This window comes from Coprococcus sp. BIOML-A2, assembly GCF_009875795.1.
In the GTDB taxonomy this organism is placed as follows: Bacteria; Bacillota; Clostridia; order Lachnospirales; family Lachnospiraceae; genus Coprococcus; species Coprococcus aceti.
Genome location: NZ_WWSI01000005.1, coordinates 277,473 through 303,945 on the forward strand (window position 1 = coordinate 277,473; position 26,473 = coordinate 303,945).

General features: G+C 43.9%; 24 protein-coding genes. 5 read left to right on the forward strand and 19 right to left on the reverse strand.

Annotated elements, in window-relative coordinates:
* The first annotated feature begins 187 nt into the window (after window positions 1-187).
* Window positions 188-1,219 carry a glycoside hydrolase family 5 protein gene (locus tag GT575_RS11970; protein ID WP_055147475.1) on the forward strand — a complete coding sequence of 344 codons (1,032 nt, stop codon included), beginning with the start codon at window positions 188-190 and terminating at the stop codon, window positions 1,217-1,219.
* Window positions 1,220-1,301: 82 nt separating this feature from the next.
* Here GT575_RS11970 and rlmD read toward each other — a convergent pair whose 3' ends face one another.
* The 10 genes from rlmD to GT575_RS12020 all read right to left on the reverse strand — a co-directional run bounded on the left by rlmD (window position 1,302) and on the right by GT575_RS12020 (window position 13,560).
* Window positions 1,302-2,663 carry a 23S rRNA (uracil(1939)-C(5))-methyltransferase RlmD gene (gene rlmD, locus GT575_RS11975; RefSeq protein ID WP_192934996.1) on the reverse strand — a complete coding sequence of 454 codons (1,362 nt, stop codon included), beginning with the start codon at window positions 2,661-2,663 and terminating at the stop codon, window positions 1,302-1,304.
* Window positions 2,664-2,723: 60 nt separating this feature from the next.
* Window positions 2,724-3,266, reverse strand: a complete 543-nt coding sequence (locus tag GT575_RS11980) for a prolyl-tRNA synthetase associated domain-containing protein (RefSeq protein ID WP_119203025.1) — start codon at window positions 3,264-3,266, stop codon at window positions 2,724-2,726.
* Window positions 3,267-3,518: 252 nt separating this feature from the next.
* The gene (locus GT575_RS11985) at window positions 3,519-4,016 is read right to left on the reverse strand and encodes a low molecular weight protein-tyrosine-phosphatase (protein WP_161172094.1); all 498 of its coding nucleotides are present in this window, start codon (window positions 4,014-4,016) and stop codon (window positions 3,519-3,521) included.
* Between the two features lie 210 nt (window positions 4,017-4,226).
* Complete coding sequence (locus GT575_RS11990; RefSeq protein ID WP_161172095.1) at window positions 4,227-5,048, reverse strand: hypothetical protein; 822 nt, start codon at window positions 5,046-5,048, stop codon at window positions 4,227-4,229.
* Window positions 5,049-5,178: 130 nt separating this feature from the next.
* Window positions 5,179-5,427 (reverse strand): tyrosine-type recombinase/integrase, encoded by a 249-nt coding sequence (locus GT575_RS11995; RefSeq protein WP_161172096.1) that lies wholly within the window; start codon window positions 5,425-5,427, stop codon window positions 5,179-5,181.
* Between the two features lie 191 nt (window positions 5,428-5,618).
* Window positions 5,619-6,383: an endo alpha-1,4 polygalactosaminidase gene (locus GT575_RS12000; protein ID WP_330577078.1), complete on the reverse strand. Its 765-nt coding sequence runs from the start codon at window positions 6,381-6,383 to the stop codon at window positions 5,619-5,621.
* Window positions 6,384-6,802: 419 nt separating this feature from the next.
* Entirely contained in the window at window positions 6,803-8,140 is a 1,338-nt protein-coding gene (locus GT575_RS12005; RefSeq protein WP_161172098.1) for an aspartate kinase, read from the reverse strand.
* Window positions 8,141-8,254: 114 nt separating this feature from the next.
* Window positions 8,255-8,623: a hypothetical protein gene (locus tag GT575_RS14950; protein ID WP_192934994.1), complete on the reverse strand. Its 369-nt coding sequence runs from the start codon at window positions 8,621-8,623 to the stop codon at window positions 8,255-8,257.
* A gap of 104 nt (window positions 8,624-8,727) precedes the next feature.
* Window positions 8,728-10,398: an InlB B-repeat-containing protein gene (locus GT575_RS12015; protein WP_243147886.1), complete on the reverse strand. Its 1,671-nt coding sequence runs from the start codon at window positions 10,396-10,398 to the stop codon at window positions 8,728-8,730.
* Window positions 10,399-10,440: 42 nt separating this feature from the next.
* Window positions 10,441-13,560: a diguanylate cyclase domain-containing protein gene (locus tag GT575_RS12020; RefSeq protein ID WP_161172099.1), complete on the reverse strand. Its 3,120-nt coding sequence runs from the start codon at window positions 13,558-13,560 to the stop codon at window positions 10,441-10,443.
* Window positions 13,561-13,752: 192 nt separating this feature from the next.
* On the opposite strand from GT575_RS12020, the gene GT575_RS12025 reads away from it, so the two are divergent.
* Genes GT575_RS12025 through GT575_RS12035 form a run of 3 tightly spaced genes read left to right on the forward strand, consistent with a single transcriptional unit; the run spans window position 13,753 to window position 16,180 of the window.
* Entirely contained in the window at window positions 13,753-14,580 is an 828-nt protein-coding gene (locus GT575_RS12025) for a pyridoxamine kinase (RefSeq protein ID WP_161172100.1), read from the forward strand.
* A 23-nt stretch (window positions 14,581-14,603) separates the two neighbouring features.
* Complete coding sequence (locus GT575_RS12030; RefSeq protein WP_055147560.1) at window positions 14,604-15,263, forward strand: TatD family nuclease-associated radical SAM protein; 660 nt, start codon at window positions 14,604-14,606, stop codon at window positions 15,261-15,263.
* A gap of 38 nt (window positions 15,264-15,301) precedes the next feature.
* Window positions 15,302-16,180, forward strand: a complete 879-nt coding sequence (locus GT575_RS12035; RefSeq protein ID WP_055147563.1) for a YitT family protein — start codon at window positions 15,302-15,304, stop codon at window positions 16,178-16,180.
* A 92-nt stretch (window positions 16,181-16,272) separates the two neighbouring features.
* Here the strand turns inward: GT575_RS12035 and GT575_RS12040 are convergent, their stop codons facing one another.
* From GT575_RS12040 to GT575_RS12055, 4 genes are all read right to left on the reverse strand, one after another.
* The gene (locus GT575_RS12040; protein WP_055273220.1) at window positions 16,273-17,625 is read right to left on the reverse strand and encodes an MATE family efflux transporter; all 1,353 of its coding nucleotides are present in this window, start codon (window positions 17,623-17,625) and stop codon (window positions 16,273-16,275) included.
* Window positions 17,626-17,730: 105 nt separating this feature from the next.
* Entirely contained in the window at window positions 17,731-18,210 is a 480-nt protein-coding gene (locus GT575_RS12045) for a cyanase (RefSeq protein ID WP_015533612.1), read from the reverse strand.
* A 210-nt stretch (window positions 18,211-18,420) separates the two neighbouring features.
* Entirely contained in the window at window positions 18,421-19,575 is a 1,155-nt protein-coding gene (locus GT575_RS12050) for an SGNH/GDSL hydrolase family protein (protein ID WP_161172101.1), read from the reverse strand.
* Window positions 19,576-19,643: 68 nt separating this feature from the next.
* Window positions 19,644-20,690 (reverse strand): GDSL-type esterase/lipase family protein, encoded by a 1,047-nt coding sequence (locus GT575_RS12055; protein WP_022216275.1) that lies wholly within the window; start codon window positions 20,688-20,690, stop codon window positions 19,644-19,646.
* Between the two features lie 255 nt (window positions 20,691-20,945).
* On the opposite strand from GT575_RS12055, the gene GT575_RS12060 reads away from it, so the two are divergent.
* The gene (locus tag GT575_RS12060) at window positions 20,946-22,307 is read left to right on the forward strand and encodes an MATE family efflux transporter (RefSeq protein WP_022216274.1); all 1,362 of its coding nucleotides are present in this window, start codon (window positions 20,946-20,948) and stop codon (window positions 22,305-22,307) included.
* An 85-nt stretch (window positions 22,308-22,392) separates the two neighbouring features.
* Here GT575_RS12060 and GT575_RS14955 read toward each other — a convergent pair whose 3' ends face one another.
* From GT575_RS14955 to GT575_RS12080, 5 genes are all read right to left on the reverse strand, one after another.
* On the reverse strand, window positions 22,393-22,554 hold the full coding sequence (locus GT575_RS14955; protein WP_022216273.1) for a hypothetical protein: 162 nt from the start codon (window positions 22,552-22,554) through the stop codon (window positions 22,393-22,395).
* A 35-nt stretch (window positions 22,555-22,589) separates the two neighbouring features.
* The gene (locus tag GT575_RS12065; protein WP_117874479.1) at window positions 22,590-23,009 is read right to left on the reverse strand and encodes a hypothetical protein; all 420 of its coding nucleotides are present in this window, start codon (window positions 23,007-23,009) and stop codon (window positions 22,590-22,592) included.
* Window positions 23,010-23,129: 120 nt separating this feature from the next.
* Window positions 23,130-23,408 (reverse strand): TIGR04076 family protein, encoded by a 279-nt coding sequence (locus tag GT575_RS12070; RefSeq protein ID WP_022216852.1) that lies wholly within the window; start codon window positions 23,406-23,408, stop codon window positions 23,130-23,132.
* Window positions 23,405-24,223 (reverse strand): pyridoxamine kinase, encoded by an 819-nt coding sequence (locus GT575_RS12075; RefSeq protein ID WP_022216853.1) that lies wholly within the window; start codon window positions 24,221-24,223, stop codon window positions 23,405-23,407. The genes GT575_RS12070 and GT575_RS12075 overlap by 4 nt, the downstream gene beginning before the upstream one ends.
* A gap of 39 nt (window positions 24,224-24,262) precedes the next feature.
* Entirely contained in the window at window positions 24,263-26,395 is a 2,133-nt protein-coding gene (locus GT575_RS12080) for a TaqI-like C-terminal specificity domain-containing protein (RefSeq protein ID WP_161172102.1), read from the reverse strand.
* Between the last annotated feature and the right edge of the window lie 78 nt (window positions 26,396-26,473).

Genomic DNA, 26,473 nt, shown 5'->3' on the forward strand with positions numbered 1-26,473 from the left:
TACTTTCATTTGCGATTTACATTTTTGTAATTTGTTGTCCTAACTACATTGCTACAACACATTTGTTATATAATTGACACATTTATTATATTCTCTTATCAACGCAAATGCTACTATAAACTCACAGAAAACGAAACAGACAATGAGTGCAATATATATTTTACTATTTCACAGGAGGTTAAAGATTATGAGAACTTTAGACGGATTCAAAAAAGGCGTAAATTTAGGTGGATGGCTTTCACAGGGACCACTTGACAAGGAACATCTCGACACATTTATCACGGAAAAAGATATTGCAAGAATAGCATCTTGGGGACTTGACCATGTTCGTCTTCCTATCGATTACGATAATTTTGAAAACGAGGACGGAAGTGATAAGGAATACGGCTACGCTTACATCGATTCATGCATTGAGTGGTGCCGGAAGTACAAACTCAACATGGTCCTTGACCTGCACAAGACATATGGATATATATTTGACGACGAGGCTCATCTTCTTGAATTCTTCCATGAGAAACCTCTTCAGGAAAGATTCTATGGAATATGGAGAAAGCTCATAGACAGATATGCAAAGGATGCAGACATAATGATGTTCGAGCCGCTGAACGAGGTCGTAAGTCCGACCGTTGTAAACGAGTGGAACGAAATATCAAGCAAATGCATCGAGATCATCCGTGCGAAAGCACCTACTGCCAAGATCCTGCTCGGTGGGGTTGGCTACAATGCTGTTACATCTATAAAGCTTCTCCCTCATCACAACGATGAGAACATAGTTTACAATTTCCACTGTTACGAGCCAATGGTATTTACCCACCAGTCTGCTTACTGGGTAACAGGTATGCCTTCAGATTTTCATATCGAATATCCGGGGGATTTCAATGACTACATGGAGAAATCCCGCCAGATCGAAGGGTGTATGCATGGGGCCATCACCGAGAGTAGCCTTGGACTTAATTCCATCGGACCTGATTTGTTCGAAAAAATGTTTCTCGACGGCATCAAGGCTGTTGAAGAAAGAGACGGATTTATGTACTGCGGCGAATATGGTGTTATAGATCAGGCACCACTTGACGGAACTCTGAACTGGTACAAAGATATCCATTCTGTATTTGAAAAGTACGGAATAGGCCGCGCCGCATGGAACTACAAAGAAAAAGACTATGGTCTTGAAGGCGAACACTACGCTCCTATCATCGATGAGCTTGTCAAATATATGTAACGTGATTTAATTTACGATAAAACCTTCCATTTTTATAAACGGAGCCGGTTCTCACTCATAGAGAACCGGCTTTTTGTTAATTTTATCCACGATGTACCGCACCCGCCCTTGTGAGGAGCACCACGGTCTCTACCCCGCGGGTGAGCGGGAACATGTCCACAGGGGTCATCTTGATTACCTGATAGCCGTGCTTTGTCATATATTTCAGATCCCGGGCAAGACTCTCCGGTCCGCAGGATATATACACAACCCTTTTGGGTCCAAGTGTGATGACCGATGACATGAACTCCTCTGTACTTCCAGATCTCGGAGGATCCATGAATACCACATCTATGCTGTCACCCTCCTCAGCGACATCGACCATAAATCTGCCGGCGTCGTTGCTGTAAATATCAACATTCTGTATCTTGTTCATCTTCACATTCACCCGGGCATCGTGCACAGCGGCTTCATTCAACTCCACGCCTATGACCTTCTTTGCACGGTCGCTTGCAGCTATGCCTATGGTTCCTATACCGCAGTAGGCATCGATCACGGTCTCCTTCTTCTTGAGATCCGCGTACTTGATGGCTTTGCCATAGAGGACCTCCGTCTGCTCCGGATTCACCTGATAGAAACTGCCCGGTGATATACGGAAACGCTTTCCGCACAGAATATCCTCTATATGCCCCTTGCCGTAAATGACCTGGTTCCGGTCTCCAATGACCATGCTCGTGTCCTTCATGTTGATATTCTGGACAACCGTTGTGATCTCCGGATGAGCTGTCACAAGTGCCTTTGCGAGATTCTTCTTGGACGGAAATACCGGCGACGCTGTGACTATGATCACCATGATCTGCCCAGTCTTTCTTCCAACTCTTATCTGCAAATGCCTGATAAGTCCGGTTCCTGTATCCTCGTTGTATATCTGCAGCTTGAACGACTTTATCAGTCCGGCAAATGTTCTGATGATGGCCGCAGCCTTCTCATCCTCCACATAACAGTTCTCGACTGGAAGTATGTTGTGTGTTCCCTCCTCGTACACCCCGGAAATTATTTCTCCGCTCTTCATTCTCCTGAATGCCGCAGTGACCTTATTCCTGTAGTGATACGGATTCTCCATGCCTATTATCTTGTCCACAGGACCAAATACGCTGAGCAGGTCATCTATATACTTCTGTTTCTCGGCAAGCTGCTGCTCATATGGCATATCCACATACTGACAGCCACCGCACAGATGGGATATAGGACATTTGCTGTTCGGGTTTGGCTTATACTGTGATGAATGTTCCTGTCGCGTTTTCCCCTGTACAGTTTTGCCTATGTTCCCTGTTTTAATTCGTTTCTCTCCACCTGTTACATCGTACTTTCTGCTATGTGACTGTCCTTTTCTCTTGTTTACGCTGCCACTCGTTTTATTATTTTCTTCTCTGCGAGGCTTGCCCCCGTTTCTTCGCTCTGCCATTATTTTTACCTCATTATGAAATATTCAATCAATCTGCGTCTATATGACACTCTATCACTCCTATTCTCCAGTGAGCGTCACCTTGATCATATCGTGGTGAACCGCCTCAAGAAACTTTCCAAATATATCCTCCGTCCTGACCTTCATACTTGATGTATTCACACACGGATGGCATCCAAGATACTCGCCCTTCATAACATCCTCGTCAACAAGTAGCTGCACATGATTCTCATGGTCATTCATGAGACCCATGACGCTGACCGCCCCCGGCCTGATATCCAGATACTTCTCCATATCCTCAGGCGATGCAAATGAAAGTCTCGCGCTGCCTATCTGCGATGTGATCTCCTTTGTCTTGAACGGCTTGTCGCCCGGCATCATGAGCAGATAAAACTGTGTCTTCTGCCTGTTGCACAGAAACAGATTCTTACAAATGGTTGCCCCAAGCACCGCATCTATCTCGTAGCAAACTTCCATTGTGTCTGCTGGTGCATGATCTGTGCGCCAATACTCTATGCCGTGATCATCAAGGAAATCATAAACTCTGATCTCCCTCTCAAGTCGTCCTTCATTTGTATCCGGTCTGCCTTTGTATAATTCCATTTGTGTGCCCTCCGTTGGTGGTTTATATATTTTCTCTCATGCATTTACGCGTAAATCATATCACGTTTTCCGTGGCGTTGCTATATAAAACAAGCAATATAAAATCAATATAAAACCATGCCTTCGAGAGTGTAAACACATACCGGCAATACCTTGTCAGAATAAAAAGGAACAATCTGACAATATCAAATGCACCTGCGTTCAGCTGGTGCACTCAATAATATCCCATTGTTCCCATTTTGATAATATTATCTACAACCTATTGCCTTGCCTAAGATAATCAAGAAAGCCCTCACATCCCTGACACACATCCCTGTATGTCTCATCAAATCGTCCCGTATACCACGGATCCGCTATAGATTGTCCATATCTTCCCGCATAATCGAGCAGCAAATGTATCTTGTCCTGGTAGTCCGGACCGGTTATGCGCATTGTGTTCCTCACATTTGCTGTATCTGCGCAGAGCAGGTAATCATAATATTCATAATCCCGCTGTGTGACCTGTCTTGCCCGCTTGCCACTAAAGTCTGTATAAACCGTCTTACCTATGCCATGCGCCCTCAGCACTTCCTGCGCCGGTGGGTATATCGGATTGCCTTTTCCGCCCCAGATCTCCTCAGTGCTGGTTGCCGCAGAGGCTATCTCAAATTTATCTGCTATGCCGAGCTTTTCTACCATGTCCTTGAGGATGAACTCGGAGATGGGGGAACGGCATATATTGCCATGACAGATGAAAAGTACTTTTATCATAAAATTCTCCTGTTCTGAAATGCCCTGTAATGCCGAGTTTTGCGTTGATTTATCGACTTTTCCGGGCATCGTATTTTTATTTTCTAAAACTACACTTTTTGCAAAATAATGCAAAACGGAGCAAACGGATGCCTTGTGTAGTAGTCAAATCGTAGTCAGTTAAGGGGGTCAGACTACGGATGGAGGTGTGCATTATTTATAATTTTAATGTTAATCCTCGTTGTCTAATTTCAACTGATTTTCGTAACCATATAATATCTCCCTTATATCTACTCTACTCCAACAAAAATGGCCTCCCTTACTACTATTATTTAAAGGATAATGAATTCCGTCACACTTCCCAAGCAAAGTTAAATCCTTTGGACGATTTCTCCTCGAGCTCTCATAAATATGCATTTGGTATCTATTACCTGTTTTTCCTATATGAAAGCATACTCTTTTCGATGTACGAAGAGCATCTATACTTTCGGGTTTATCTTTAGTTAAGAAAAAGTATACATCTGCTACTTCATCAGCCACTCCATTTACATTCCAATCCCTCAAATATATTTTGTTCACATAAAACAAAGCATACCAACCAAGATATTTTTCATAACTCTCTATTTTCTCTTTAATTTGAAAAAAATATACATCTCCCTCTTCCCATCCCAAGACATATGGTTTATGAACAGGAATTTTTTTATATTCCGGCATCGTCTCTTCTAACTGCACTTTCAACTTGTCCAATACCTTACTTCTCTCATACCTAATTCTTTCTGTTTGCCAACGTTGCGATACTCTATCTTCTTCTATCAACTGAAGTGCTATTGTTTTAATTTTCTCTGTCAATCTTCCCTTTTTCCACAACGTATCTGCCAGACCAAAATAAAAATCATATTTGCAGTCGATATCCTCCATGTCCTCCTGATATTCTGATAATATTTCCTTCAGAGCAACTTCATCACTTTTCCCCGACTTAAGTTTTGCAATATAACCTTCTTTCACATCTGCACTTATGTCATTTTGATAAATGCCTACTCCCCATGTTCCCATCAAATCTCTCCTTAACAAAATATTTTTTGTTTTCAATTTACATTATATCGACCAAGGCATATTTTTACCAGTCAAAAAGGCACCCAAGCTATATGCCTGAGTGCCACCAGTTTCCACCAATATTCTATTATCAAATCACCTTGAACATATTCTGTTTCAAAGGCTTATCATCCTTGTCCGAAATCCCCATCTCTTTTCTTGCATTTTCCAACCCCTGCATCTTCTGAAGTTCTTTCTCCGCATCCTCAAGTCCAACATGGGTGTAAACATTAAGTGTCACGGCAATATCCGAATGCCCCATGAGGTACTGCAATGTCTTAGGATTCATGCCATATTTCGCCATGTGACGGACGGCTCGCAATGCTATCAACTTTTTCATTCAAATAAGCACCTCCAAAGCTTTATGTTTCTTTTTCAAACTTGCTGACGGCGAACAGCATTTTATGCTGTTTGCGGACGGCAAGTCCACAGGGGTTAGCCGCTTTAGCGGCGCAAGGGGTTGTAGCCACCTTGACGGAACGAAGTGACGGAACTTAATTTGCTCATCTTTTTCGTATTTCTCAACACTCATTATCTAAGTTCAAGGGAACTGGAAATATAAAAATGGAAATCTTGCTTCTTGCAGTATTCTTTTATTTTTTGAATCAGTTTTTGATTAGTTGTATATTCCAACAGATACACTTCCACCCCATCCGCCTTGCACGTTTCCAAATATTTGCAGAAATAATCTCTCGTATCGCTCGTTTGTTCATGAAAAGTTCCGCTATCAAAATCAATACTGCTCCATACTGATTCCTGATTTACACCTGTCATAATCTGATCAATCGCCCCATAGCGTTCCCTATATTCCGCCACATAAGTATCTCCACCGTTGATGATGACCGCTTTTCCAAACGTCATTATGTTTTGTAGAATCGCTGTAATGCCTTCAAAAATACTCTCGTGCGGATCGTAATAATATACATCACAATTATCTATAAAGAATCCGTCAACACCTTTTTCATATAGTTCCTGAGAAAGCTGTCCCATAAACTTCTGCCAGTCTGGGTTTGCTACATCTACCCATTCTTCTTCCTCCCAGTGCTCATACTCACCGATTGCCAGTTCCGCATAGGTTGTATAGTACTCCCTGAAGTTTTCAATCGACCCAATATTTAGATATGTATATACGACTGTTCCATTTTGATGGAGCAATTCAATATCCCTTTTTGTAAAATACTGTGCATCAATTACAATCGTTTCATACGTTTTAAATCGTTCCAAAGATGAGGCGTCCGCATTTAAAAACACCCCATAATCGTTTTTCTCAAATTCCTTTGCTTGATTGGCTTTCACAAAAAAACATCCACCAATAAACATTAGAACAAATAATACAGCCAAGGCTACTGGTTGTTTGGTCCTCTTCCCGCACAACGCCTCCCACACCCTTTCGGTAATTCTCGTTTTTTCCTCATGACTATCACATTTTACACATTGATGATTATGTTTTTCCAGATTTGTTGCTCAATTTGCATTCAAATTATACCCTAAAACTTGTGAACAGTTCTACCGTCATTTCTCTCATTGCTGCTTTTTGTGGGCTGTCTTTTCTTATTGCCATAAAAATAACCTCCAAACTGAGTAATTTTATCTTACATCAGTTTGGAGGTTTTCCGCCATATTCTGCCCTGTGTTGCCCCATTCTGCAAAGGTATGCATTATCAATACGTGCCCACCCCTACGATGCTTAGCAATCTGTTATTACTTGTCTGTCATTACTTGTTAGTTATAAATGTATTATATATTGCCTTTATGGCTGTCTCAAAATCACTGTTCTTTACTCCGATTATGATATTCAGCTCTGATGAACCCTGGTCTATCATCTTTATGTTGATGCCTTCCTTTGCAAGTGCGCTGAACAACTTGCCTGCTGTACCACTTGCTGACTTCATTCCACGGCCTACTACAGCTATAAGTGCAAGTCCTGACTCAATCTCAACTGAATCCGGCTCTGCAAGTCTATGGATGGCAGATATAACTCTCTGCTCCTTGTGTACGAATTCATCAGCATGAACTACGATAGTCATCGTGTCAATACCTGATGGCATATGCTCAAATGAGATATCATTCTCCTCAAATGCCTGAAGCACCTTCCTTCCAAATCCTATCTCTGAATTCATCATAGCCTTTGTAATAAAGATTGTACAGAAATCCTTCTTACCTGCAATACCTGTTACAACATAATCCTGCTTCTGGCAGGTACTCTCAACTATCCAGGTTCCTGCGTCCTCAGGCGCATTTGTGTTGCGGATATTGATCGGGATACCACAGTGGCGTACAGGGAATATCGCATCCTCATGGAGAACTGATGCACCCATGTATGAAAGCTCACGAAGCTCTCTGTAAGTAATATATTTGATCGGCTTTGGATCCGGAACAATACGTGGATCAGCTACAAGGAAGCCTGAGACATCTGTCCAGTTCTCATATACATCGGCTCTGCTTGCCTGTGCGACTATCGAGCCCGTTACATCTGAACCGCCTCTGGAAAAAGTCTTTACCTTGCCATCCTTGCCAAGTCCATAGAATCCTGGAACAACCGCATGCTGTGTCTTGGCAAGTCTCTCACCAAGTACCTTCTCCGTCTTATAGCTATTGAGATTGCCCTCTGCATTGAAAAAGATAACCTCTGCAGCATCTATAAACTCAAAGCCAAGATATGCAGCCATAATCTTACCATTGAGGAACTCTCCTCTTGATGCCACATAGTCCAGTGTGCACATTGGGTCCGGATTGGTAAGATCCTCCAACTGCTTTGTAATCTCCTCAAAATCCTTATCAAGTGAAAAATCCTTAATCTCAAGTCCTGTGATGATCTCATCATATCTGGCCTTGATCGCCTTCACTTCCTCTGTGAAATCATTCCCTGCCTTCGCAGTTTCATATACATGAAGGAGCATATCTGTTACCTTTGTATCATCTGAAAATCTCTTTCCAGGTGCAGAAGGAACAACGTATACACGGCTCTCATCTGATTTGATGATTGCTCCAACCTTTTTAAACTGCTCTGCACTTGCCAATGAACTTCCGCCAAATTTTACTACCTTTTTCATAATTCCACTATTTCCTTTGCCATATTCTTATTTGAATGTCGTTCTTCTTAAGATTCGCTGGCAATCTTGCCACAAGCTGCCAGTCTGCTCTGCTGACATATATCATATCAGCGGCTAAGTAATCCTCACGGAGTGTATATCTCTGTCGAAAATAGAGTCCAGACTGAGATATAAAACATAAAAATACACATGCATTTTATACGTCTTTTTGCAATATAGCAAGAGAATTTTAGTTTTTGCTATTAAAAAGGCTATATACACCTTTCCTTTAGCCCTGAATGGAAGTCTATTGCCATTCGGAATAAGATATGCGTGCTCACGTCTGACCTTGAGATCATCCTCTATGTATCCGTCCGTGATGATGAGTATAGGTCCAGACAGTGGGAAATCTTTTGCCCGCTCCAGTGTATCCACACCCGGCTGAAGAACTGTGCCACCACGGCCGGTAACTTCTACGCGGCCAGCGATGTCCTCCGGAGCCATATAGCCGACGTCCGCAGCCTCCGCATCACAGAAAATTATCCGCACACTTTTCACAATTCGACAACAAAGGGGCTATTCATCGTTTTGCATCGATTTATACGAATTTATTTTCTCACCCACCTGGCATAGAGTTTCCTGCTGCCGGTGCTGCCGACTGCAATCTTCGTAACCTTTTTCTTGAATTTTGGATCGCTGTACCACCCCTTGAATGTATAACCCTTTCTGACCGGATTCTTCAAGACTATAGTCCTGGAAACAACGGTATAACCGGCTGGATTCGACCGGCTGTTTGTCCCCCTGCCAAGACTGTACTGGATCTTATACTTTACCAGCTTCCACCTTGCGTATAATGTCTGATTCCTGGTGGTCCTTACAACCGAACTGCTGCCGATCCTGCTGCCGCCACTCTTTGCTGTATACCAGCCTGCAAATGTATATCCCCTTCTGGCCGGTGTCGGCAGTGCTCCGTAAGTTTTTCCACAAATGACTATCTTACTTCCGGAGCTCACACGACCTCCATTTGGAGCAAATACTATTCTCACACGCTTTACTGTGTCCGTGTATTTTGCAGTAAAAGAAAGCTTGGTAGATGTTCCTGCCACTCGCAATGCAACTTTTTTACTTCCTGCCTTCCATGTCATCTGATTTAAGGCATATGCGATAATCCCATTTTGAATACCCGAAATGCTCGGCGGATATGACGCATTGTCAGTGCTGACTTCGAATTTGGTTTTACCTGCATTGAGATTTTTCTGAATCCTCTCAGCGTAGGCTCGCGCCCACTTTGCGGCATCTCCGTTCCTGACAAAATAGTTATCTGCCAGACTTGTGGAACGTGTACCATAACCGCTTGCCGTATAAATCTGATCATGACCGTTGTGTGCCAACGCCATGAGTTCATCCGTCAGTCCAAAATACAAATGCGTTTGATCAAAGTTATAATAATTGTCCTTTGTATCATCCCATGTACAGTCCACCTGATACCATTTGCCATCCAGCTTCATGGCATTCCAGGTATGTCCATCATAGGTATCCCTTGTCTCAGCATTTGTTATGCCGGCTGCAGTAAGCAGTTTTGAATAGGCACTCTCATAGGCTTGACATGTCCCCAGCTTTCGTGTCAGTGCGCTCTCTGCCGAAGACCATTTCAGGGAATGATCGTAATCAAGCTGCTGCAACAGCCAGTCATGCAGCCACAATGCCTTTTCATAGTCTGAACCATCTGTCTCCTTGCTACACTTTTTTACCGCAGCATTCACGATGTCACCCACGCTCGGATAAGCCTTGTCAGATACCTGTATATTGGTGCTCACACGCATATAATAGACACCTGACGTCTTGTCCATTACATAAAACCTGAAGTTATAGACTCCCGAAGCAGTCATTGTGAATTCAAAGTCGTGAGATTCACACTCATCTGTATATTGAATCCACGCTCCGCGGCTTGGATCCGCCACGGATTCAAAACTATACTCACCCGGATTGGAATAACTCGGTGCATCCATTCTAAACAAATACCGGCCACTGCCACCATCCGCCGAAACGTGGAATGTTGTATCCTCTCCTAATTTGGGTTCGTTCCATTCAACCTTTAATGCGACACCTTTTTGAGGATCACTTTCAGCACTGTACTTATATTCTGTAACTCCCTCTTGGGGATTTGTTGATGAACCAGAAGATTCTTCCTGCGCATAGCCTATCACACGAATCGTCGATACACCTGTCATCACCAGCATTAATGTCAACATAAATGTTGCAAATTTTCGTTTTATCATAAGCAATACCTCATCACTTTCACAAATCAGACGCCCTTAAATCTACTCCCCATGCCTCTTCACCTCAATCCTGCCTCTTCCACTCTCCTTAACATCATAGAGGGCGTTATCCGCCTCCTCATACATCTCGTTGAATGTCAGTTCAGTTCTTGCGATCACCGCACCCATGGAGATTCCTGTTCCTCCCTCTGTGGCCTTCACAGTCAGATTCACCTTGTCAAATATCTGCTGGGCACGTTCCCTTATCACGTCATCAGACACACTCTTGTTGAAGAACAGCATGGCTGCAAATTCATCACCGCCCATACGGCATGCATGGTCATCACCGCGGAGTGCCGCCTGCAGCGTCTGTGCCACAAGGACAAGATATTTGTCGCCATTGTGATGTCCGTAGGTGTCGTTGTACTGCTTGAATCTGTCTACATCCATCATGATCATCACCGCTGTGTGCGTACACTCAAGAAGTCTCTGCTCCATGTCACTTCTAAATGCCGCATGGTTCAAAAGTCCTGTGAGGGGATCTGTACGATAGGTATTCTCCCAGTTTCTGAGTCTCACATCCGCCTTATTCTGCTCCGCATCTGTCAGCATCTTCAAAGCATATGTACTTGATACATCCACTATTACTATTTCTCCTCTGTCTTTCTGAAGTGCCGAATCATAAAACATTCTTCCAGTACATAATACATATATATCCCTGCCATCCTTCCTATGTATCTTGTGTTCCTGAAATACAAATGTGCTCTTTGCCAGATTCGCATTTACCTGACAGAGATATTCTGTTTTATCCTCGTCCGGTATAAGGTCGATCTGGGTTATGATATTATTCTCTATGTCCTCCTTGCTGTAACCCGTAAGCTCCTCAAAATTATCGTCTACAGATATGATCCTCCAGTTTTCATCCACCAGATATCTGCTATATTTGACTGTATGTACACGAAACGCATCCTTGCCATATTCAGTAAAATCCACCATCTGTCTGCGCGCCATAATCCGGATCTCTGTCTGTTCGTCGTCTGTGCTGGCGCCATCACCATCAGCGTCCGCCAGACCATCTCCTGGGGCAGTTCGATCACCAACATTCTCTTCATTACCATCTGCACCGACACCACCATCAGCAGCTCTCTGCTTTGAGTCAGCTGCCAGCGAATCTGCATACTTCTCTGATACAAGCCTGATAAACTCCGAAACTATATATGGATCAAACTGGCTGCCCGCGCAGCTCTTTAATTCTTCTATCGCTTTTGATATCGGCATACCCTTTCTGTAAGGTCTGTCATTGATCATTGCGTCAAATGCATCGACCACCGCGATCACACGTGACAGAACCGGTATGCTTTCACGGCTCAGTCCATCCGGATATCCATTTCCATCCCATCTCTCATGATGATGCCTTATCTCCTCCGCGATCTGTCTGAGTTCTGTGTTGCTCATGGCGATCTCATAACCCTTCTCAACGTGGGAACGCATGATCTTCCATTCCTCATCCGTGAGTTTTCCCGGCTTATTGAGTATCTCCATAGGAACTCCTACCTTCCCTATGTCATGGAGCAGACAAAGCAGCGCCAGCTTGCTCTGCTGGATATCTGACAGCTCTATTCGTCTGCCAAGCTCAGCCCCCAGCTCCTGTGTACGACGCACATGCTGTTCCGTATCGCTGTCGCACTCCTCAAGAGCCCTTATGAGTGATGTCAGCATATCTGAGTGCGATGATTCACTGTCCACAAGCTTTTTTGTCTTCATGGCTGTTGCCGCATCAATGATTGCAGCGACTATGCTCTGTCCCTCATCCGCAGCCACCCCCACTGCATACTGTATACTTCCATCATACTGTTCTTTGACCTTTTCGACACATGCAGCCATCTCTTCCTCACTGCTGTGACTGCAAAGTGCTATCAGGTGCGCATCAATACCCCTGACATAATATGTTCTCTCCGGAAAGTTCTTTCTCATGATGCCCGCAAGTGCATTTATCCTCTGGTCACCCGCCTGATTACCACGAGTGCTGTTGATCACAGACAATCCGTTGATATCGCATATTGCCACTCCAACCGGAAACGTAAAATGGTCCACCTCTTCCATGGCAAGTCTCTGAAAGCTATCCCATTTCTGAAATCCTGTAAGCATATCCGTCTCCAGAGATATATCAGAAAATACAAACATCTGACCAAGTCTGCGGCCTTCCTTGTTGTCAAGCCTTCTGATATCGCACCTTAAAGGTCTGTCTCCATCATCACCTTTTATATAGCACTGCAGAGAAAAACTGTCGTCATCAGCTGCAAGATCAACGGACAGATCATACGTCTCAAGAAACTGCTGCAGATTCTCACATTTGCAGAGGAGTTCCTTTCCAAGGAAATCATCCGCCCTGTCATTGTGCAGGATCAAATGATTGTCATAATCAAACAAAACTATTCCCTGACCTATATTCTCGAATATGTTTGTCTTTAGTTTGTTGAGCATTCCATGGGTTGAATAATTAAAGCAGCTCCAGTACAGAATATATGATGTAAGACTATAGCCACAGATGGAATAATCCAGAAGTTTGTATACCTCAGCTCCCGGAACGTAGAGAAATATTGCATTTATCCCGACAAGCGCAAGAAGTCCCAGAATGACACTGCTGTACTGCAAACGATATTCATGTGGGATCTTGCAAAGTTTCTTTACAAGTAGTATGAGTACCACTCCCACCAGCGCATATGAAAAAACCAGATGCATATCATACAGCGGTTTCATATCATAGCTGTATTTTGCTATCACGGTGTCTCTTCTGACATACCCTATCGCTATATTTTTGAATGGGTTTATGGCAAATATTACAAGCTCATACAAACAGTAAAAAAAGCAGACGCCTATCGCTGCTCTTCCATACTTTGAAAAACGTCCTTTTGTAAAATAAACAATAAATATGAGCAGACATACCAGCATATAATCAATGCTTACGAAATATATACTCGACATGACGGACATGGCCATATACGAATCACTTATAATGCTGATAAGATAACTGATATCGACTATAGCTGCTCCTATGCAGGCAAGTCCCAGAAACCTTCCAGTCGTCTTATTCTTTTTTATGGATTTCATACCCAGTATAATATCTGTAGCGGCTATTATGATCGATAAAAAGACATATATCTTCAAAACGACTTCATTCATACTCATTCCTCCTGAAGCGCAGCAAAATATGGTTATATTTTACTACGTATCAAGATATGGGGCAATGTGGAAATTTTATCTATTCTCTCCCTTTTGAACATAAATTTCACTTGGTCTGACGGAATTCAAATATTGAACACACCTGTATTTGATGATAAAATCTACTATATTTATTGAATTTGGAGAACTAAGATGCAGAAAAAAATCGCTCTAATAAATGATGTTACAGGATTCGGAAGATGTTCCATCGCTGTCATGGCACCGATAGTGTCCGCCATGAAGATCCAGGCAGTCACTGTGCCGACGGCAATACTATCTACACATACGCAGTTTCCTATATTTTACTTTGATGACTACACACCAAAAATGCGGGATTACATCCAGACCTACAAAGATCTAGAGCTACAGTTTGATGCCATATCCACAGGATTTCTCGGCTCTGAGGAACAGGTTGATATAGTTATCGACTTTATCAAATACTTTAAAAACGAGAAGAATTTTGTTATCGTCGATCCAGTCATGGGTGACTACGGCAAGCTGTACCCAACCTATACCGCGTCTATGTGCAGCAAGATGAAGGAGCTTGTAAAATATGCCGACATTATCACTCCTAATCTGACGGAGCTTTGCACCCTCCTTGATCTTCCATATCCGGAGCACACTGTAACCGTGAACGAGCTAAAGCAAATGTGCATGACCCTGGCGGAGCAGGGACCGGAACATATCGTTGTGACCGGAATACATTTCAATAAGACTCAGATAGCCAACTTCATATACAACAAGGATGAGGATTTCCAGATGGTCATGGTTGACAGGATCGGCGGCGACAGGAGCGGCACCGGAGATGTGATCGCAGCCATCATTGCGGGTATGTATCTGAACGGACACAGCGTCTATGAGTCCGTGAAAAAGGCCGCTTCATACGTATCAAAGTGCATAAGCTACTGCGTTGAGAACAATGTTCCGGAGAACTGGGGACTATGCTTTGAGATGTACATGAAAGATCTGACTGAGGAATAACTTAAACGATTGGAGATTCAACTATGGTTTTATACACTGTAACCGGAAAAGTCGGTGAGGAAGGTTACCTCGACATTGCAAAGAGCGGGGATCTCACAGGCAAAAATATATATGTAAACATGACAAACAAATGTCCATGCAGCTGTGTGTTCTGCCTGAGGCAGACAAAAAAGCAGCAGGAGAACAATACTCTCTGGCTGAAGGATGGCGAGCCTTCTATAGAGGAGGTTCTGGAGCTTTTCTCAAAGTATGACCTGAATATCATAAATGAACTTGTATTTTGTGGATTTGGCGAGCCTCTTGAGAGACTTGAAGACGTGTGCGCGGTGATCGATTCACTGAAAAACACATATCCCAATCTCAAAGTCCGTCTCAACACCATCGGACTTGCCAATCTTATATATGGGAGAGATGTCACACCAGAGCTTGAGGGCCGATTCGACACTGTATCAATATCCCTGAACGCCCCTGATGAAAATGAATTTCTTGAACTGACCAGATCACGCTATGGGATCCAGTCCTACGCGGCCATCAAGGATTTTGCCGTTCTTGCCAAAAGGTACGTGCCACACGTTGTCATGACAGTTGTTGACAAGGTCATGCCCGAGGATAAGATCAAGCGATGCCGCCAGATATGCAAGGATTTAGGCGTGACTTTGAGGGTTCGCCCATTTGAAAATTAACCGCATTTTACAGTGACACTTACAAAGGAGGTACCGCTATGTTTCAATCTCTAGAGTTAAAACACCCAAGATTTTATCAGATATTCCGCCTGTTCATCGTCGTATTTGCATCTATACTATACGCATGGAATCTCCGATGCTTTGCCAAGACCGCAGGACTGTTTCCAAGCGGGTTCTCCGGAGCATCCCTGCTTCTCCAGAACATTGGAATAAAATTTCTGCACATAAGCGTGCCTTTTGCAGTGTTCAACATTGGACTGAATCTGTTTCCCACATACATATCATACAAATATATCGGCAAAAGATTTACCCTCTATTCGATCATAGTCATTCTTCTGTCGAGTATATTTGTGGATATTCTGCCATCATATGTATTCACTGACGACATAATGCTTGTAAGCCTGTTCGGCGGTCTCATCAACGGACTCGCCATCAGCCTGTGCCTGAACGTTGGAACCAGCACCGGGGGAACTGATTTCATCAGCATATTCCTGTCCCACCAGAAGGGTATAGATGCGTGGAACTACATACTACTCGGAAACATCGTGATGCTGATCGCCGCCGGTGCACTGTTCGGCTGGTCAAAGGCTCTGTACTCCATCATCTACCAGTTCTGCAGCACGCAGGTGATCCAGCTTCTGTATAAGAGATATAAGAAAGAAACGTTGTTCATCATCTCCGACAAGTCAAATGAGATCTACCACGCCATCAGCGACCTGACTCACCATGACGCTACTCTGTTCAAGGGTGTCGGATGTTACGAGGAGAAGGAGAAAACCCTCATCTACTCCGTCATCAACTCGGAAGCGAAGCGTGAGCTCATACCGATGATCCGCGGGATCGATGAGCACGCATTTATCAACGTGGTCAAGACCGAGGAGCTGGACGGAAGGTTCCATGATATTCCTCACGACTGATGATCAATGAACTGCCACTTGTATCCGAACGATCATAATACCTTTACGAAATGAACGCACAATAAACATTCCTATCACCAAATACATATCTCTTATAAGTTGGCCTTATACAGCGTACCGCGCCTCTTCATCCACACAAATGCTCCCACGCATATCACTATGGATATAAATGATCCAGCCGGTGCCGCAAATCCCATCGGGAACAATGTGTCTGGATACATGATAGATGCAATGTAAGATCCCGGAATCCTTGCACATACTATGGCTATCATATTGTGTATAAATCCTATGTAGGATTTGCCATAGGCACAGAAATATCCGGTGAAACTGAAATGTATTCCCGCAAATACGCAGTCCACGATATAGCTGCTTATATACTGGACACCCATGGTCACAACCACCTTGTTCTTGCTGAAAAGTCCCACGAGCTCAGGTGCAAACAGTTCAACAACAGCTATTGCAATGACTCCATAAGCCACTATGATCCCCAGTGCGTATCTCAGGACCTGCTCCGCCCTGTCGTGCTTTCCCGCTCCTATATTCTGGGCGGCAAGCGCGGATACAGTTGCCAGCATGGAGGATGGCACTATGAATATAAAGCTTATCATCTTCTCCACAACTCCAACTGCCGCGGCATCATTAACACCACGGTTGTTGGCTATGACTGTTATCACAATGAAAGCGATCTGTATGCATCCGTCCTGAACAGCCACCGGGAGACCGATCTTCACTATCTCGCCGAGCACGGTTTTTCTCGGAACAAAGTCATTTCTCGTGAGCTTCAGCCCTGTATTCATCCTCTTTATTGCGGCAAATGATATGATGACACTGAACGTCTGAGCTAGCGTTGTTCCAAGGGCCGCTCCGAGCGGGCCAAGACCACAGGCTCCTATAAATATATAATCTAGTGCAATATTGAGGGCACATGCGATGGCGATGAAGTACATCGGACTTTTAGAATCGCCGAGCCCCCTGAATATGGAACTTATTACATTGTATGCCGTGATAAATGGAATTCCTATGAAGCAGACTACAAGATAATCAGTGATTCCTTTGACCGCCTCCGCAGGGGTATCCATAACTGCAACTATAGGGTTTATGAATATCAGAAGTATCACTGTAAGTGACACTGATATTATCATGAATATGGTGACAGTGTTGCCGATGGCCGCCTGTGCATCCTGAAGCATCTTCGCCCCAACCGCTTTTCCTATGACGACTGTGGTTCCCATGGCCAGTCCCACAAGGATCACAGTGATCATGTGCATGATCTGGGAGCCATTTGCCACCGCAGTGGTCGCACCGGCATCATTGCCACAGAACTGTCCTATGATGAACAGATCCGCCATCCCATATAATGTTTGCAGAAAATAAGATAAAAGATAAGGCAGCGCAAAATACGCCATCGTCTTTGGCACACTGCCGGTCGTAAGGTTCTTCTCCATTATGTATGTCCTCGTCTTTCATGTTGATGGGGACGGAGGTACCTGTCCTCTCCGTCCCCACATGATATTAAACCTTACAACAGTTGTAATGTCAACACATCAACTCTACCAAGGATACTGTCCTTTCTTGGCATATGGCAGGAGTTTTCCGTCAAACTTGATGATGACTCTGTGGTTGCCCTCGGCATCCTCAGTCACATCCACGTCAAGGCCAAAATCGATGGCACTCATGATGGCATTTCCGCCCTGCTCGTGGATTATGTCCTTGATGGCAGGGCCATATGTATCAATGACCTCATGAAGTCTGTAGAGAATAGGATCCGTGTTGCCTTTATATGGGTGCTCTGCGAGAAATGCCGTGGCTGACTTATCTATTCCCAGTGCTTCTGCAAGCTTATCGCAATATTCTTCAGGCACATACTGCTGTCCCTCAAATGCTGATGCGAGCCATACTTTATTCACACCTATTTTCTCTGCCAGCGCCTCATATGTGAGTCCGCTTGCCTTTTTTGCTGCCTTCATAGCGTCAAGTTCATCTGCGTGCTGCAATCTGATAAGATAATCTGCATTGTTCATCGGTGTCATAATATCATCCTCCTCAAAAATCTGTACGGATATAAAATTCATCATAAAAAAATAGAGGCACTGCAAGATTCTGCAGTACCTCTTTGTACATCTGAGCTAATAATAGTCCTCTATCCCCAATATTGCAATACACAATATTGTTTATTTTAATTTAATTCTTCAAATATCTATGCCAATCTGAACATTGTCATTCTCTTAATCACATACTTATCATGCAACTATTATGGACATAAGATAGAATGGTGTTGTACCCACACACTCATCATCAAGAACCGTTATCTCAAGTGTGTGTTTCTTCTTCTCATCGTGATGAAGCACAGGCTCTATATACAGACAATCACCCCAGTCCTCATCAAAATTGCCATCCAATAAAACCGGATGCTCAACATCTCCATCAAGCACAGCCTGAGCCCTGACAGCAGGTCTTGATATTGTCTTTCTGTACTGTATTCCTATGCAGTTGCCCTCAAGTTCAAATGTTATGCTATCACCGGCATTTTCTCCGATCCATCCATTCTTGAAATGATCAAGGTGTCCCATCTTCTCATGAGTATCAGCCCTGAACCCTGAAAGCTTAGGACATATCTCGCGTATGGTAAGCCTCTTTGCATACTCATAAGCATTTGCGGTCACAGGTGCCGGAAGTACACATGAGCAGGCTGATTCGTCCTGGATATCATTCTCTGTGTCCGCGCCAGCATCTGCGGTATCCGTATTTGAGTCATCAGCCAAATTCTCATCTTGTATGAGATCATCCATAATTCTCTCAAGAAACTTTGTTATCTCACCGGCTACCAGACCATGTCCCTTGTCATTTGGATGAAGTCCATCCGGGGTTATGTCGATCCTGTTATATTCTCCCGCCTTCATCCGCCTGTATATGGTGTCGTGCACGCTCACATGTGGCACTCCATAGTGATCCGCAAGTCTGTTGTGAATATCCTGGGTGCTTACACCCGTGTCGTAGAAAACGTTATTGAGCACCACCACCGCCGGTCTTGATGACCAGCCAAGCAGTGTTCTCAGCACACCCTCAAAGGTCTCTTCACAATATATGTTATCCACATCATTTACACTGAAATCCACAACCACAAAGTCCGGCTGATACATGAGCACATCAGTCACAGCCCTGGACACACCATAGTATGAGTCTGTGCCACCTATTCCGCCATTCACATAATTGAACTTTGCCTGTGGGAATGTATCACACCACCACTTGTATACCCTGTATGCATAAGTATTTTCATGCTCCGTCGCCAGACTTCCCTGCGTTATCGAACCGCCAAGGAAACCTATTGTAAGTTCCTGTCCACTCTGGGCGCGCTGTATAACTGATTTTATTCTTTCAAGATCATAATTTTCCATGGTTCATCCTCCATATTTGAACATCAGCTCATTAATAATCCTATCTTACCTCTAAGTTAGGATATAATTTAATTCCACCCCTCAATTTCGAGACCTTCTATATATTCGGTCAGCTCCGTTGCCATCTCACACGCCTCCGGTATCCTCAAATGTCCTGGCGTGCCGCATCCGTTTCTTCCATATACATAATGAGTTATCATTTTATCATTCATAGTGTCAACCACTTCATCTATAGCCTTGTCCCATGAACAGTCGTGACAGAGAAGTGTGGTACAGCAGATTATGTGTGCATCCGGATATGTCTTCCTGAGTTTTCCCAGAAATTTCATGTAATGGTCACGCCACGTTTCCGCCTGCCTGCCGTTATAGTCATCTTTCATAAAATCATACGGATGGTTGTCATTCTGTCCTATAGCAACTATAACAACCTGAGGTGTGTACTGGGAGAAATCCCACTGTGTCACCGGACCAAATGTAGGGTTGTAGTGAACCTTATCCCACACACTTTCCATGCCAATCTGATTCGGCTCTTGGAACCATCCTATCCTGTCCATGAGAGCTATCCCTCCCTGGGCTATGTCATGAATCTGTGCTTTCAGCTTTCTTGCAGTAATCCACGCATACGAATACCAGCTGTTTGAATAACCACCATTGTGTACTGGGTCTTCCTTTCCAACGCAGTCGACAGCCTCCGATACCTCGCCCGCTGACACCGAGTCTCCATACACCTCTATTCGCCTGCCTGACAGCGGTTTCAAAGGAAGAAGTCTCTCCCCATCTCCGATCTCATACTCAAGTATTGTTACCTCATGGCATGCATCCTGTCTCTTGAAGAACAGTACACAATGTTCATTTGTATCGTTATCCGGAACAACTATATCAAGTTCCGTAATTCCCTCTTTATTTAAAAGATAACTTCTCTGCGACTGATCGATTATACATCCAAGATAATTGTCCCAATAGTTATTCCTGTTGGACACCTTTATCTTAAGAGTATTGCCCGTAAATTTCATCTCCGCAGATGTACAAGGATATACCCACACCGGCTTCTCCGCATCTGTCCAGTCAATACGTCCTGTATACCTGATCATAACATCATTTGGCTTGATCTTCATAATATTGTCTCCTGTCATTCCATTTGTTCTATATACATTATACATTTCTGTTTTCATATTAGTTAAGCTCTACCTAATAGTCAAACTTAATTTAGTTAAATATTAATTATTTTTTAATCACTTTAAACAAAATATGATTGAGAAGGTAGTTTCATATCTATAACACACCCCCATATACGTCTATTGATTATTTTTAACTGCAGTTCTATTATATGAAAGTAAACTATTCAATACATTTTGTAAGGAATGAAATCTATGAAAAGAGTAAACTTTGAAAATGGAAAGATAACTCAAAATATACTCGGTGTGGCCATGCCTATGCTAGTGGCTCAGCTCATAAGTCTTCTGTACAACGTGATCGACCGGATCTACATAGCAAGAATACCTGATGTGGGCACCGCTGCTCTCGGCGGAGTCGGTCTCTGTTTCCCGATCACCATCATAATCACTGCCTTCAGCAATCTGTTTGGCAGTGGCGGTTCCCCTCTGTTCTCAATCAGAAGAGGGATGGGGGATGATAAAACCGCAGATACCATAATGAATACAGCCTTCACTATGTTATGTGGTGCTGCCATTATTCTCATGGCTGTCGGTATGATATTTGCAAGACCGCTGTTGGTCCTGTTCGGAGCATCGGAAAGCGCACTCACATATGCGTACCCATATATGATGATATATCTGCTTGGCACTCTGCCATCCATGGTATCAACAGGCATGAACCCATTCATCAATGCACAGGGATATTCTGTAACAGGTATGCTGACAGTGGCCGTCGGTGCTGCCGCCAACTGTATTCTCGATCCCGTATTTATATTTGTCCTACATCTCGGCGTCAGAGGTGCGGCCATAGCCACCGTGATATCGCAGATCATGTCTGCCGCTTTTGTCCTCTACTTTCTGAAGAACAAAGCCGAATTGCAGGTAAAGCTGCTTTCATTGGGACAATTCAGGGAGTGTGTGACATATGCAAAGGATATTGTCAGTCTGGGAACCGCTGGATTTGTGATGCAGCTCACAAACAGCCTTGTATCAATATGCTGTAACAGTGTCCTGTCACGTACCGGAGGCGATGTCTATGTGTCAGTCATGACCATCGTGTCAAGCGTCAGACAGATCGTCGAAACTCCTATCTGGTCAATAGCCGAAGGTGCTTCCCCAGTCATCAGCTACAATTATGGAGCCAGAAAGCCCGATCATGTCAAAAAATCCATAGCCATCATGTCTCTGCTTGCAGTGATATATATGGTCATAGCATGGGGAATCATCCTGATTGCTCCGGGAGCACTTATATCTGTATTCAGCTCAGACAGTTCACTTATAAGTGACTCCATCCCGGCTCTCAAAATATATTTCGCTGCATTTGCATTTATGCTGCTTCAGTATATCGGCCAGACTACTTTCAAATCACTGAACAAGAAAAAGCAGGCGATTTTCTTCTCTCTGCTCAGAAAGGCGATCATCGTAGTCCCTCTTACATACCTGCTGCCGTATGCTTTCCATCTCGGAACAAATGGCGTATTCATGGCTGAACCTATATCAAATATACTCGGAGGAAGCGCATGCTTTTTCACAATGCTGTTAACCGTAATACCGGAGCTTAACCGGATGAAAAAATAAAAATGATCCCACAGATATCCATAATAATATCTGTGGGATCATTAATTCTCTCTCTATTTTATTGTCTGGTTAAACTGCTTATCATCTAAGCTGCCTTCTTATCCTGAGTCATGTCTTTTGCATCTGGAGCCGTGATATCCTCTGATTCACGGTGCATCTTCTCGCCCCAGTTTTCGTCCACAAAGCATTTGATTGCTGCTACGAGTGCTATAACCCCAAATGTATAAGCCAATATATCCATTGCCATAATTATCTCTCCTTCACTGGTAATCTCTATTACATTTAATTCCCAATGAAGGTGCGTTTCTTCCCGTCTGACCTGTGTATATATTCCAGGAGTATCCACCTGCGGCTGTTCGTCACCTCAGGACATCTGCCTGCAGATGCACATACACAGAATATCAGACTTAAGAGCAATGCCACAAGGACTGCCGACAGCATCCATGTGTCGTCTATGGATTCTTCCGAATTTCCCGTGCGGATATTCCTTGTCTGGATCGCGATTCCCGCAGAGCTGTCCACCATGAGAACATCGTTGTTACCGGCATCTATTCCCCGGCTCTCACCCAGTGATGATATTGAGTGGGCGGAGTAATTCCTGACATTCACGTTGTAAAGCCCACAAACTCCAAGATATGAGACGCACATAACCACAGCAATTATCCATGCATATATATTGTAATGCGCTCTGCATCCTGCCATATGTGCCACCTCCCATACTTGATAAATACATCTGTCTTACTTACCATGTATTATATTATATAAGGGAGTTTTTTTCTTCCGATACACCGCTTCTTTAGCTGTCTCTTTGCCGTTTATTTGTCAATTCTTATCCTGCTCAGGCTGGACAACCTCTATCCTGAACACATTGATCGTGTCCACATCAGGACAACAGAACACTGCAGTTCCCGGCTCATTTCCCGGGATGGTTCCACCATATCTAAGAATATCCACATATGGAAATGCCACATGCATGGCCATGGGACAGAGCTGCCCTCGCTCAGTATCAAAATCGTAGCTGTCACCTATCTTATGCCCCCTGTGGCAGCCGTGAGGGCCTTTGCGGTCTATGAGTGTTATCTTGATCTGCGGTCTGCTCATTCCGTTATCACCTCTATGTACTGTTCAAGAGGGATTCCCTTGTACTTGTCAACATTGTCCTTGTTCAAGGCTATAAGCTTCTCCACCACTTTCATGGCTGACTGCACACTGTCTTCTATGCTGTGTCCGCCTCTGTACTTTCCGATAAGCACAGCAGAGAATATATCACCGGTTCCCGGAAATCTCACAGGAATCTCTGTATATGGGAACACGTTCATTTTGTCTGTCTCGCCATCCAACAGGAGAGTGCTTGTCTGTCCATCTATATTCACGCTGGTAATAACTACGGTCTTTGCTCCATATCCGTGAAGCGTATGTGCCAGATCTTCGGCCTCCGCCATGGTCAGTATCCTATTGTCAGTATATTTGCTGGCAAGAAATGCTGCTTCTGTGCAGTTTGGCACTATGAGATCCGCCACTTTGCACATCTGTCTCATATAGTCAACCGTATTCTCCGTAACACCGTTGTACAGGATTCCGTCATCGCCCATGATCGGATCGACAAATATAAACGCCCCCTGGTCTTTCTTCTTCTCACAGAACTCAGCCACAAGCCTGGTCTGTTCCTCCGATACAAGAAATCCGGTTGCTATGGTGTCAAATGTAAATCCAAGCTCACCCCACACTCTCATGCTGTTCTTCATATATCCGGTCGTCTCCAGAATATCAAACTTTCCGTAATCAAGCGTGTTGGACACCAATGCCGTCGGCAGGTTGTACACCTGGAATTTCATATTGGACATAATAGGGATCATCGCAGAAAGTGCAACCTTTCCATAACCAGCCATATCGTTTATAAGCAGTATATTATTCATAGTCTCTTCCTCTTCCTGATCAATTAAAGTATATTATTTTTATAACATATATTTGTCACCGGATAAAGACTGCTTTATGAACTCGTACTCTTCATCGGTAACTGAGTACAGCTTCCTAACAATGTCATCTATCTCTTCATACAATCTGTATCGCTGCAAATGGTCTTTACCTGTCTTGTACGTCTGCATTTCTGAATTCACAGAACTTTCTGTGATAAGTTCTTCTGCCATAAGCTCTTCTGCCTTTGAGATTATGCGTCTCTGTGTCTCCTCGTCTGCTACTGGAACAGGAATATTCTCTATATGGGATCTCAGAACCTTCACTGCGTTGTACCGCTTCTCATATATGTACTGCGCCACCCTTGAATTGAGTATCGCCATGATATATCTCATATCAAGTCCCGGTATATGTGGAATGACCACATTGCAACTGTTCAACGTAAGCCTCTGCCTGTCGTCATATGCAAATACAAGCTGTCTGTTGATAAACCTGTAGATCAGTTTCTCCGGAGCCCGGTAAAGCTCCAGCGGCGCCGCCTGCTGATACAGGGTAAGTTCCGGATACATATATTTTTCCGTTTTTCCGCATCTGTATCTGTATACATCTGCTCCGGTTATCACTGCCTCCATTCCCTCTCCGCATTCTGTGGACACATATTTCGCATTATCCCCGGTCACTATTCCCAGTGCAAAATCTGCCTGTCCACGCAGAAATTCACAGTTATCTGTATTTTCTATTCTGCAAAGCAGCCTGTACTCATCATCAGTGAGCCTAAGCATAAAATTCTCACTGCCAAGCGGCCTGTCCGTTCCTACAACAAACTCTCTACCGTCTCTCTCGATCACCGCACCTTTGCTATGTCCAGGATCAGAACTCTTTTCAAGCTGCAGCACCAACGATGGACATTGCACACCATAGAATGCATCGCCAAGGAAACTCACCCGGCTCACATTTGCCGATTCGGCTATGATCTCCCTGATCGTCTTATGATTATGTACATCTAACAATGCCTCCGGCAGCACAAATGCAAGAACTCCTTCATCTGTCAACAGCTTCAGCGCACACTCCACGAACACATCAGACGACTCCACGCCCCTTCCGGCTGCAGTTCTGTATGCTTTCCTGAGTAATGTCCGTGTCTCCCTGTCAAATGTATATCCCCACGGCGGGTTACCGATGATGATGTCATATCCCGGATCAGCCAAGAGCTTCTTATCATCCCCACCACATTCTGAATCATTCCTGTATTCTGAAATGAAGTCTCTGCGCTCTATGTGCTCATATATTGTCCAGATCGCTTCGTCCACATTGACATGTCTTCTTCCGGACAATCTCCCAAGTGCCAGATTGAACCTCGCAAGCTGTACACTGAGTTCATCTATATCGCACGCATATATATTATTTAGTTCTATATCATCCGGAAGCTGTATAAGGAAATTACCGGTTCCGCAACATGGATCGAATAATCGCTTACCGCCCTCAGATATTCTGCTTCCCATATCACCGGTCACATCACTTATCAGCGTTCTTACTACCTTTGTCGGCGTATAATATGAACCAGCCGCCTTCCGGCTGCCTGCATCTCTTATAGACATATAGAGAAGTCCAAGTACGTCCTCCCCCTTTTGATAATAGTAATTGGTGTCCATAAGATTTTTGTTATTATTTGCCCATGATAATGCTGCTTTTTTGTCCTGAATTATATCATCGATCAGCGCACTCCATACACCAATTGTCAAGCTTCCATCTATATATGCAGGGAATATTTCTCTGTCAACAGTAATCTCACCACTGCTTACCAGCAGCTTGAGTGCACAATCCGCCAGCAGAGTTCTCATGACCATCTCAGTCACACATATATTCTGCCTCTCCAGCTTATCCACCAGACTTTTTACTGTGTCTGTACTCTCGCAAATGTCTGACACATATCTGTCATACAATCCTTTGCCGGACACATACCGCTTATTTCGCCGGCTTCTGAGCGACCTTCGTTCGCCAGTTTCCAGTGACTGTTTCAGATTACTTACGTACTCCTCTGTGAAATACATCTGACCGGCCGAATCTATGCCCTGTGATTCAATTTTCCCAAGTCTGAGCCAGTTCCGCCCCGTTGCCCTCGATATTGAAAGCTGCTGACACAATCCATCCAGCGTTATGTATTCCTCACTCATACACAGCCCCTCGTTTCTTCATATGTCTGCCTCATATGCTTTTCCTGATCATATTCAAATATATTCATACGCAAAATC

What these genes read in the sequence shown, in the direction of transcription:
- GT575_RS11990 (WP_161172095.1), bottom strand. Translation starts at nt 5,048, where the DNA reads ATGGGAACATGGGGAGTAGGCATTTATCAAAATGACATAAGTGCAGAT.
- GT575_RS12060 (WP_022216274.1), top strand. Translation starts at nt 20,946, where the DNA reads ATGAAAAGAGTAAACTTTGAAAATGGAAAGATAACTCAAAATATACTC.
- GT575_RS12040 (WP_055273220.1), bottom strand. Translation starts at nt 17,625, where the DNA reads ATGGAGAAGAACCTTACGACCGGCAGTGTGCCAAAGACGATGGCGTAT.
- GT575_RS11985 (WP_161172094.1), bottom strand. Translation starts at nt 4,016, where the DNA reads ATGATAAAAGTACTTTTCATCTGTCATGGCAATATATGCCGTTCCCCC.
- GT575_RS12055 (WP_022216275.1), bottom strand. Translation starts at nt 20,690, where the DNA reads ATGAAGATCAAGCCAAATGATGTTATGATCAGGTATACAGGACGTATT.
- GT575_RS12080 (WP_161172102.1), bottom strand. Translation starts at nt 26,395, where the DNA reads ATGAGTGAGGAATACATAACGCTGGATGGATTGTGTCAGCAGCTTTCA.
- GT575_RS14950 (WP_192934994.1), bottom strand. Translation starts at nt 8,623, where the DNA reads ATGGCTCCGGAGGACATCGCTGGCCGCGTAGAAGTTACCGGCCGTGGT.
- GT575_RS12030 (WP_055147560.1), top strand. Translation starts at nt 14,604, where the DNA reads ATGGTTTTATACACTGTAACCGGAAAAGTCGGTGAGGAAGGTTACCTC.
- GT575_RS12035 (WP_055147563.1), top strand. Translation starts at nt 15,302, where the DNA reads ATGTTTCAATCTCTAGAGTTAAAACACCCAAGATTTTATCAGATATTC.
- GT575_RS12005 (WP_161172098.1), bottom strand. Translation starts at nt 8,140, where the DNA reads ATGAAAAAGGTAGTAAAATTTGGCGGAAGTTCATTGGCAAGTGCAGAG.
- GT575_RS14955 (WP_022216273.1), bottom strand. Translation starts at nt 22,554, where the DNA reads ATGGCAATGGATATATTGGCTTATACATTTGGGGTTATAGCACTCGTA.
- GT575_RS12065 (WP_117874479.1), bottom strand. Translation starts at nt 23,009, where the DNA reads ATGGCAGGATGCAGAGCGCATTACAATATATATGCATGGATAATTGCT.
- GT575_RS12025 (WP_161172100.1), top strand. Translation starts at nt 13,753, where the DNA reads ATGCAGAAAAAAATCGCTCTAATAAATGATGTTACAGGATTCGGAAGA.
- GT575_RS11995 (WP_161172096.1), bottom strand. Translation starts at nt 5,427, where the DNA reads ATGAAAAAGTTGATAGCATTGCGAGCCGTCCGTCACATGGCGAAATAT.
- GT575_RS12015 (WP_243147886.1), bottom strand. Translation starts at nt 10,398, where the DNA reads ATGATAAAACGAAAATTTGCAACATTTATGTTGACATTAATGCTGGTG.
- GT575_RS12070 (WP_022216852.1), bottom strand. Translation starts at nt 23,408, where the DNA reads ATGAGCAGACCGCAGATCAAGATAACACTCATAGACCGCAAAGGCCCT.
- GT575_RS11980 (WP_119203025.1), bottom strand. Translation starts at nt 3,266, where the DNA reads ATGGAATTATACAAAGGCAGACCGGATACAAATGAAGGACGACTTGAG.
- GT575_RS12050 (WP_161172101.1), bottom strand. Translation starts at nt 19,575, where the DNA reads ATGGAAAATTATGATCTTGAAAGAATAAAATCAGTTATACAGCGCGCC.
- GT575_RS12075 (WP_022216853.1), bottom strand. Translation starts at nt 24,223, where the DNA reads ATGAATAATATACTGCTTATAAACGATATGGCTGGTTATGGAAAGGTT.
- GT575_RS12020 (WP_161172099.1), bottom strand. Translation starts at nt 13,560, where the DNA reads ATGAATGAAGTCGTTTTGAAGATATATGTCTTTTTATCGATCATAATA.
- rlmD (WP_192934996.1), bottom strand. Translation starts at nt 2,663, where the DNA reads ATGGCAGAGCGAAGAAACGGGGGCAAGCCTCGCAGAGAAGAAAATAAT.
- GT575_RS12045 (WP_015533612.1), bottom strand. Translation starts at nt 18,210, where the DNA reads ATGACACCGATGAACAATGCAGATTATCTTATCAGATTGCAGCACGCA.
- GT575_RS11970 (WP_055147475.1), top strand. Translation starts at nt 188, where the DNA reads ATGAGAACTTTAGACGGATTCAAAAAAGGCGTAAATTTAGGTGGATGG.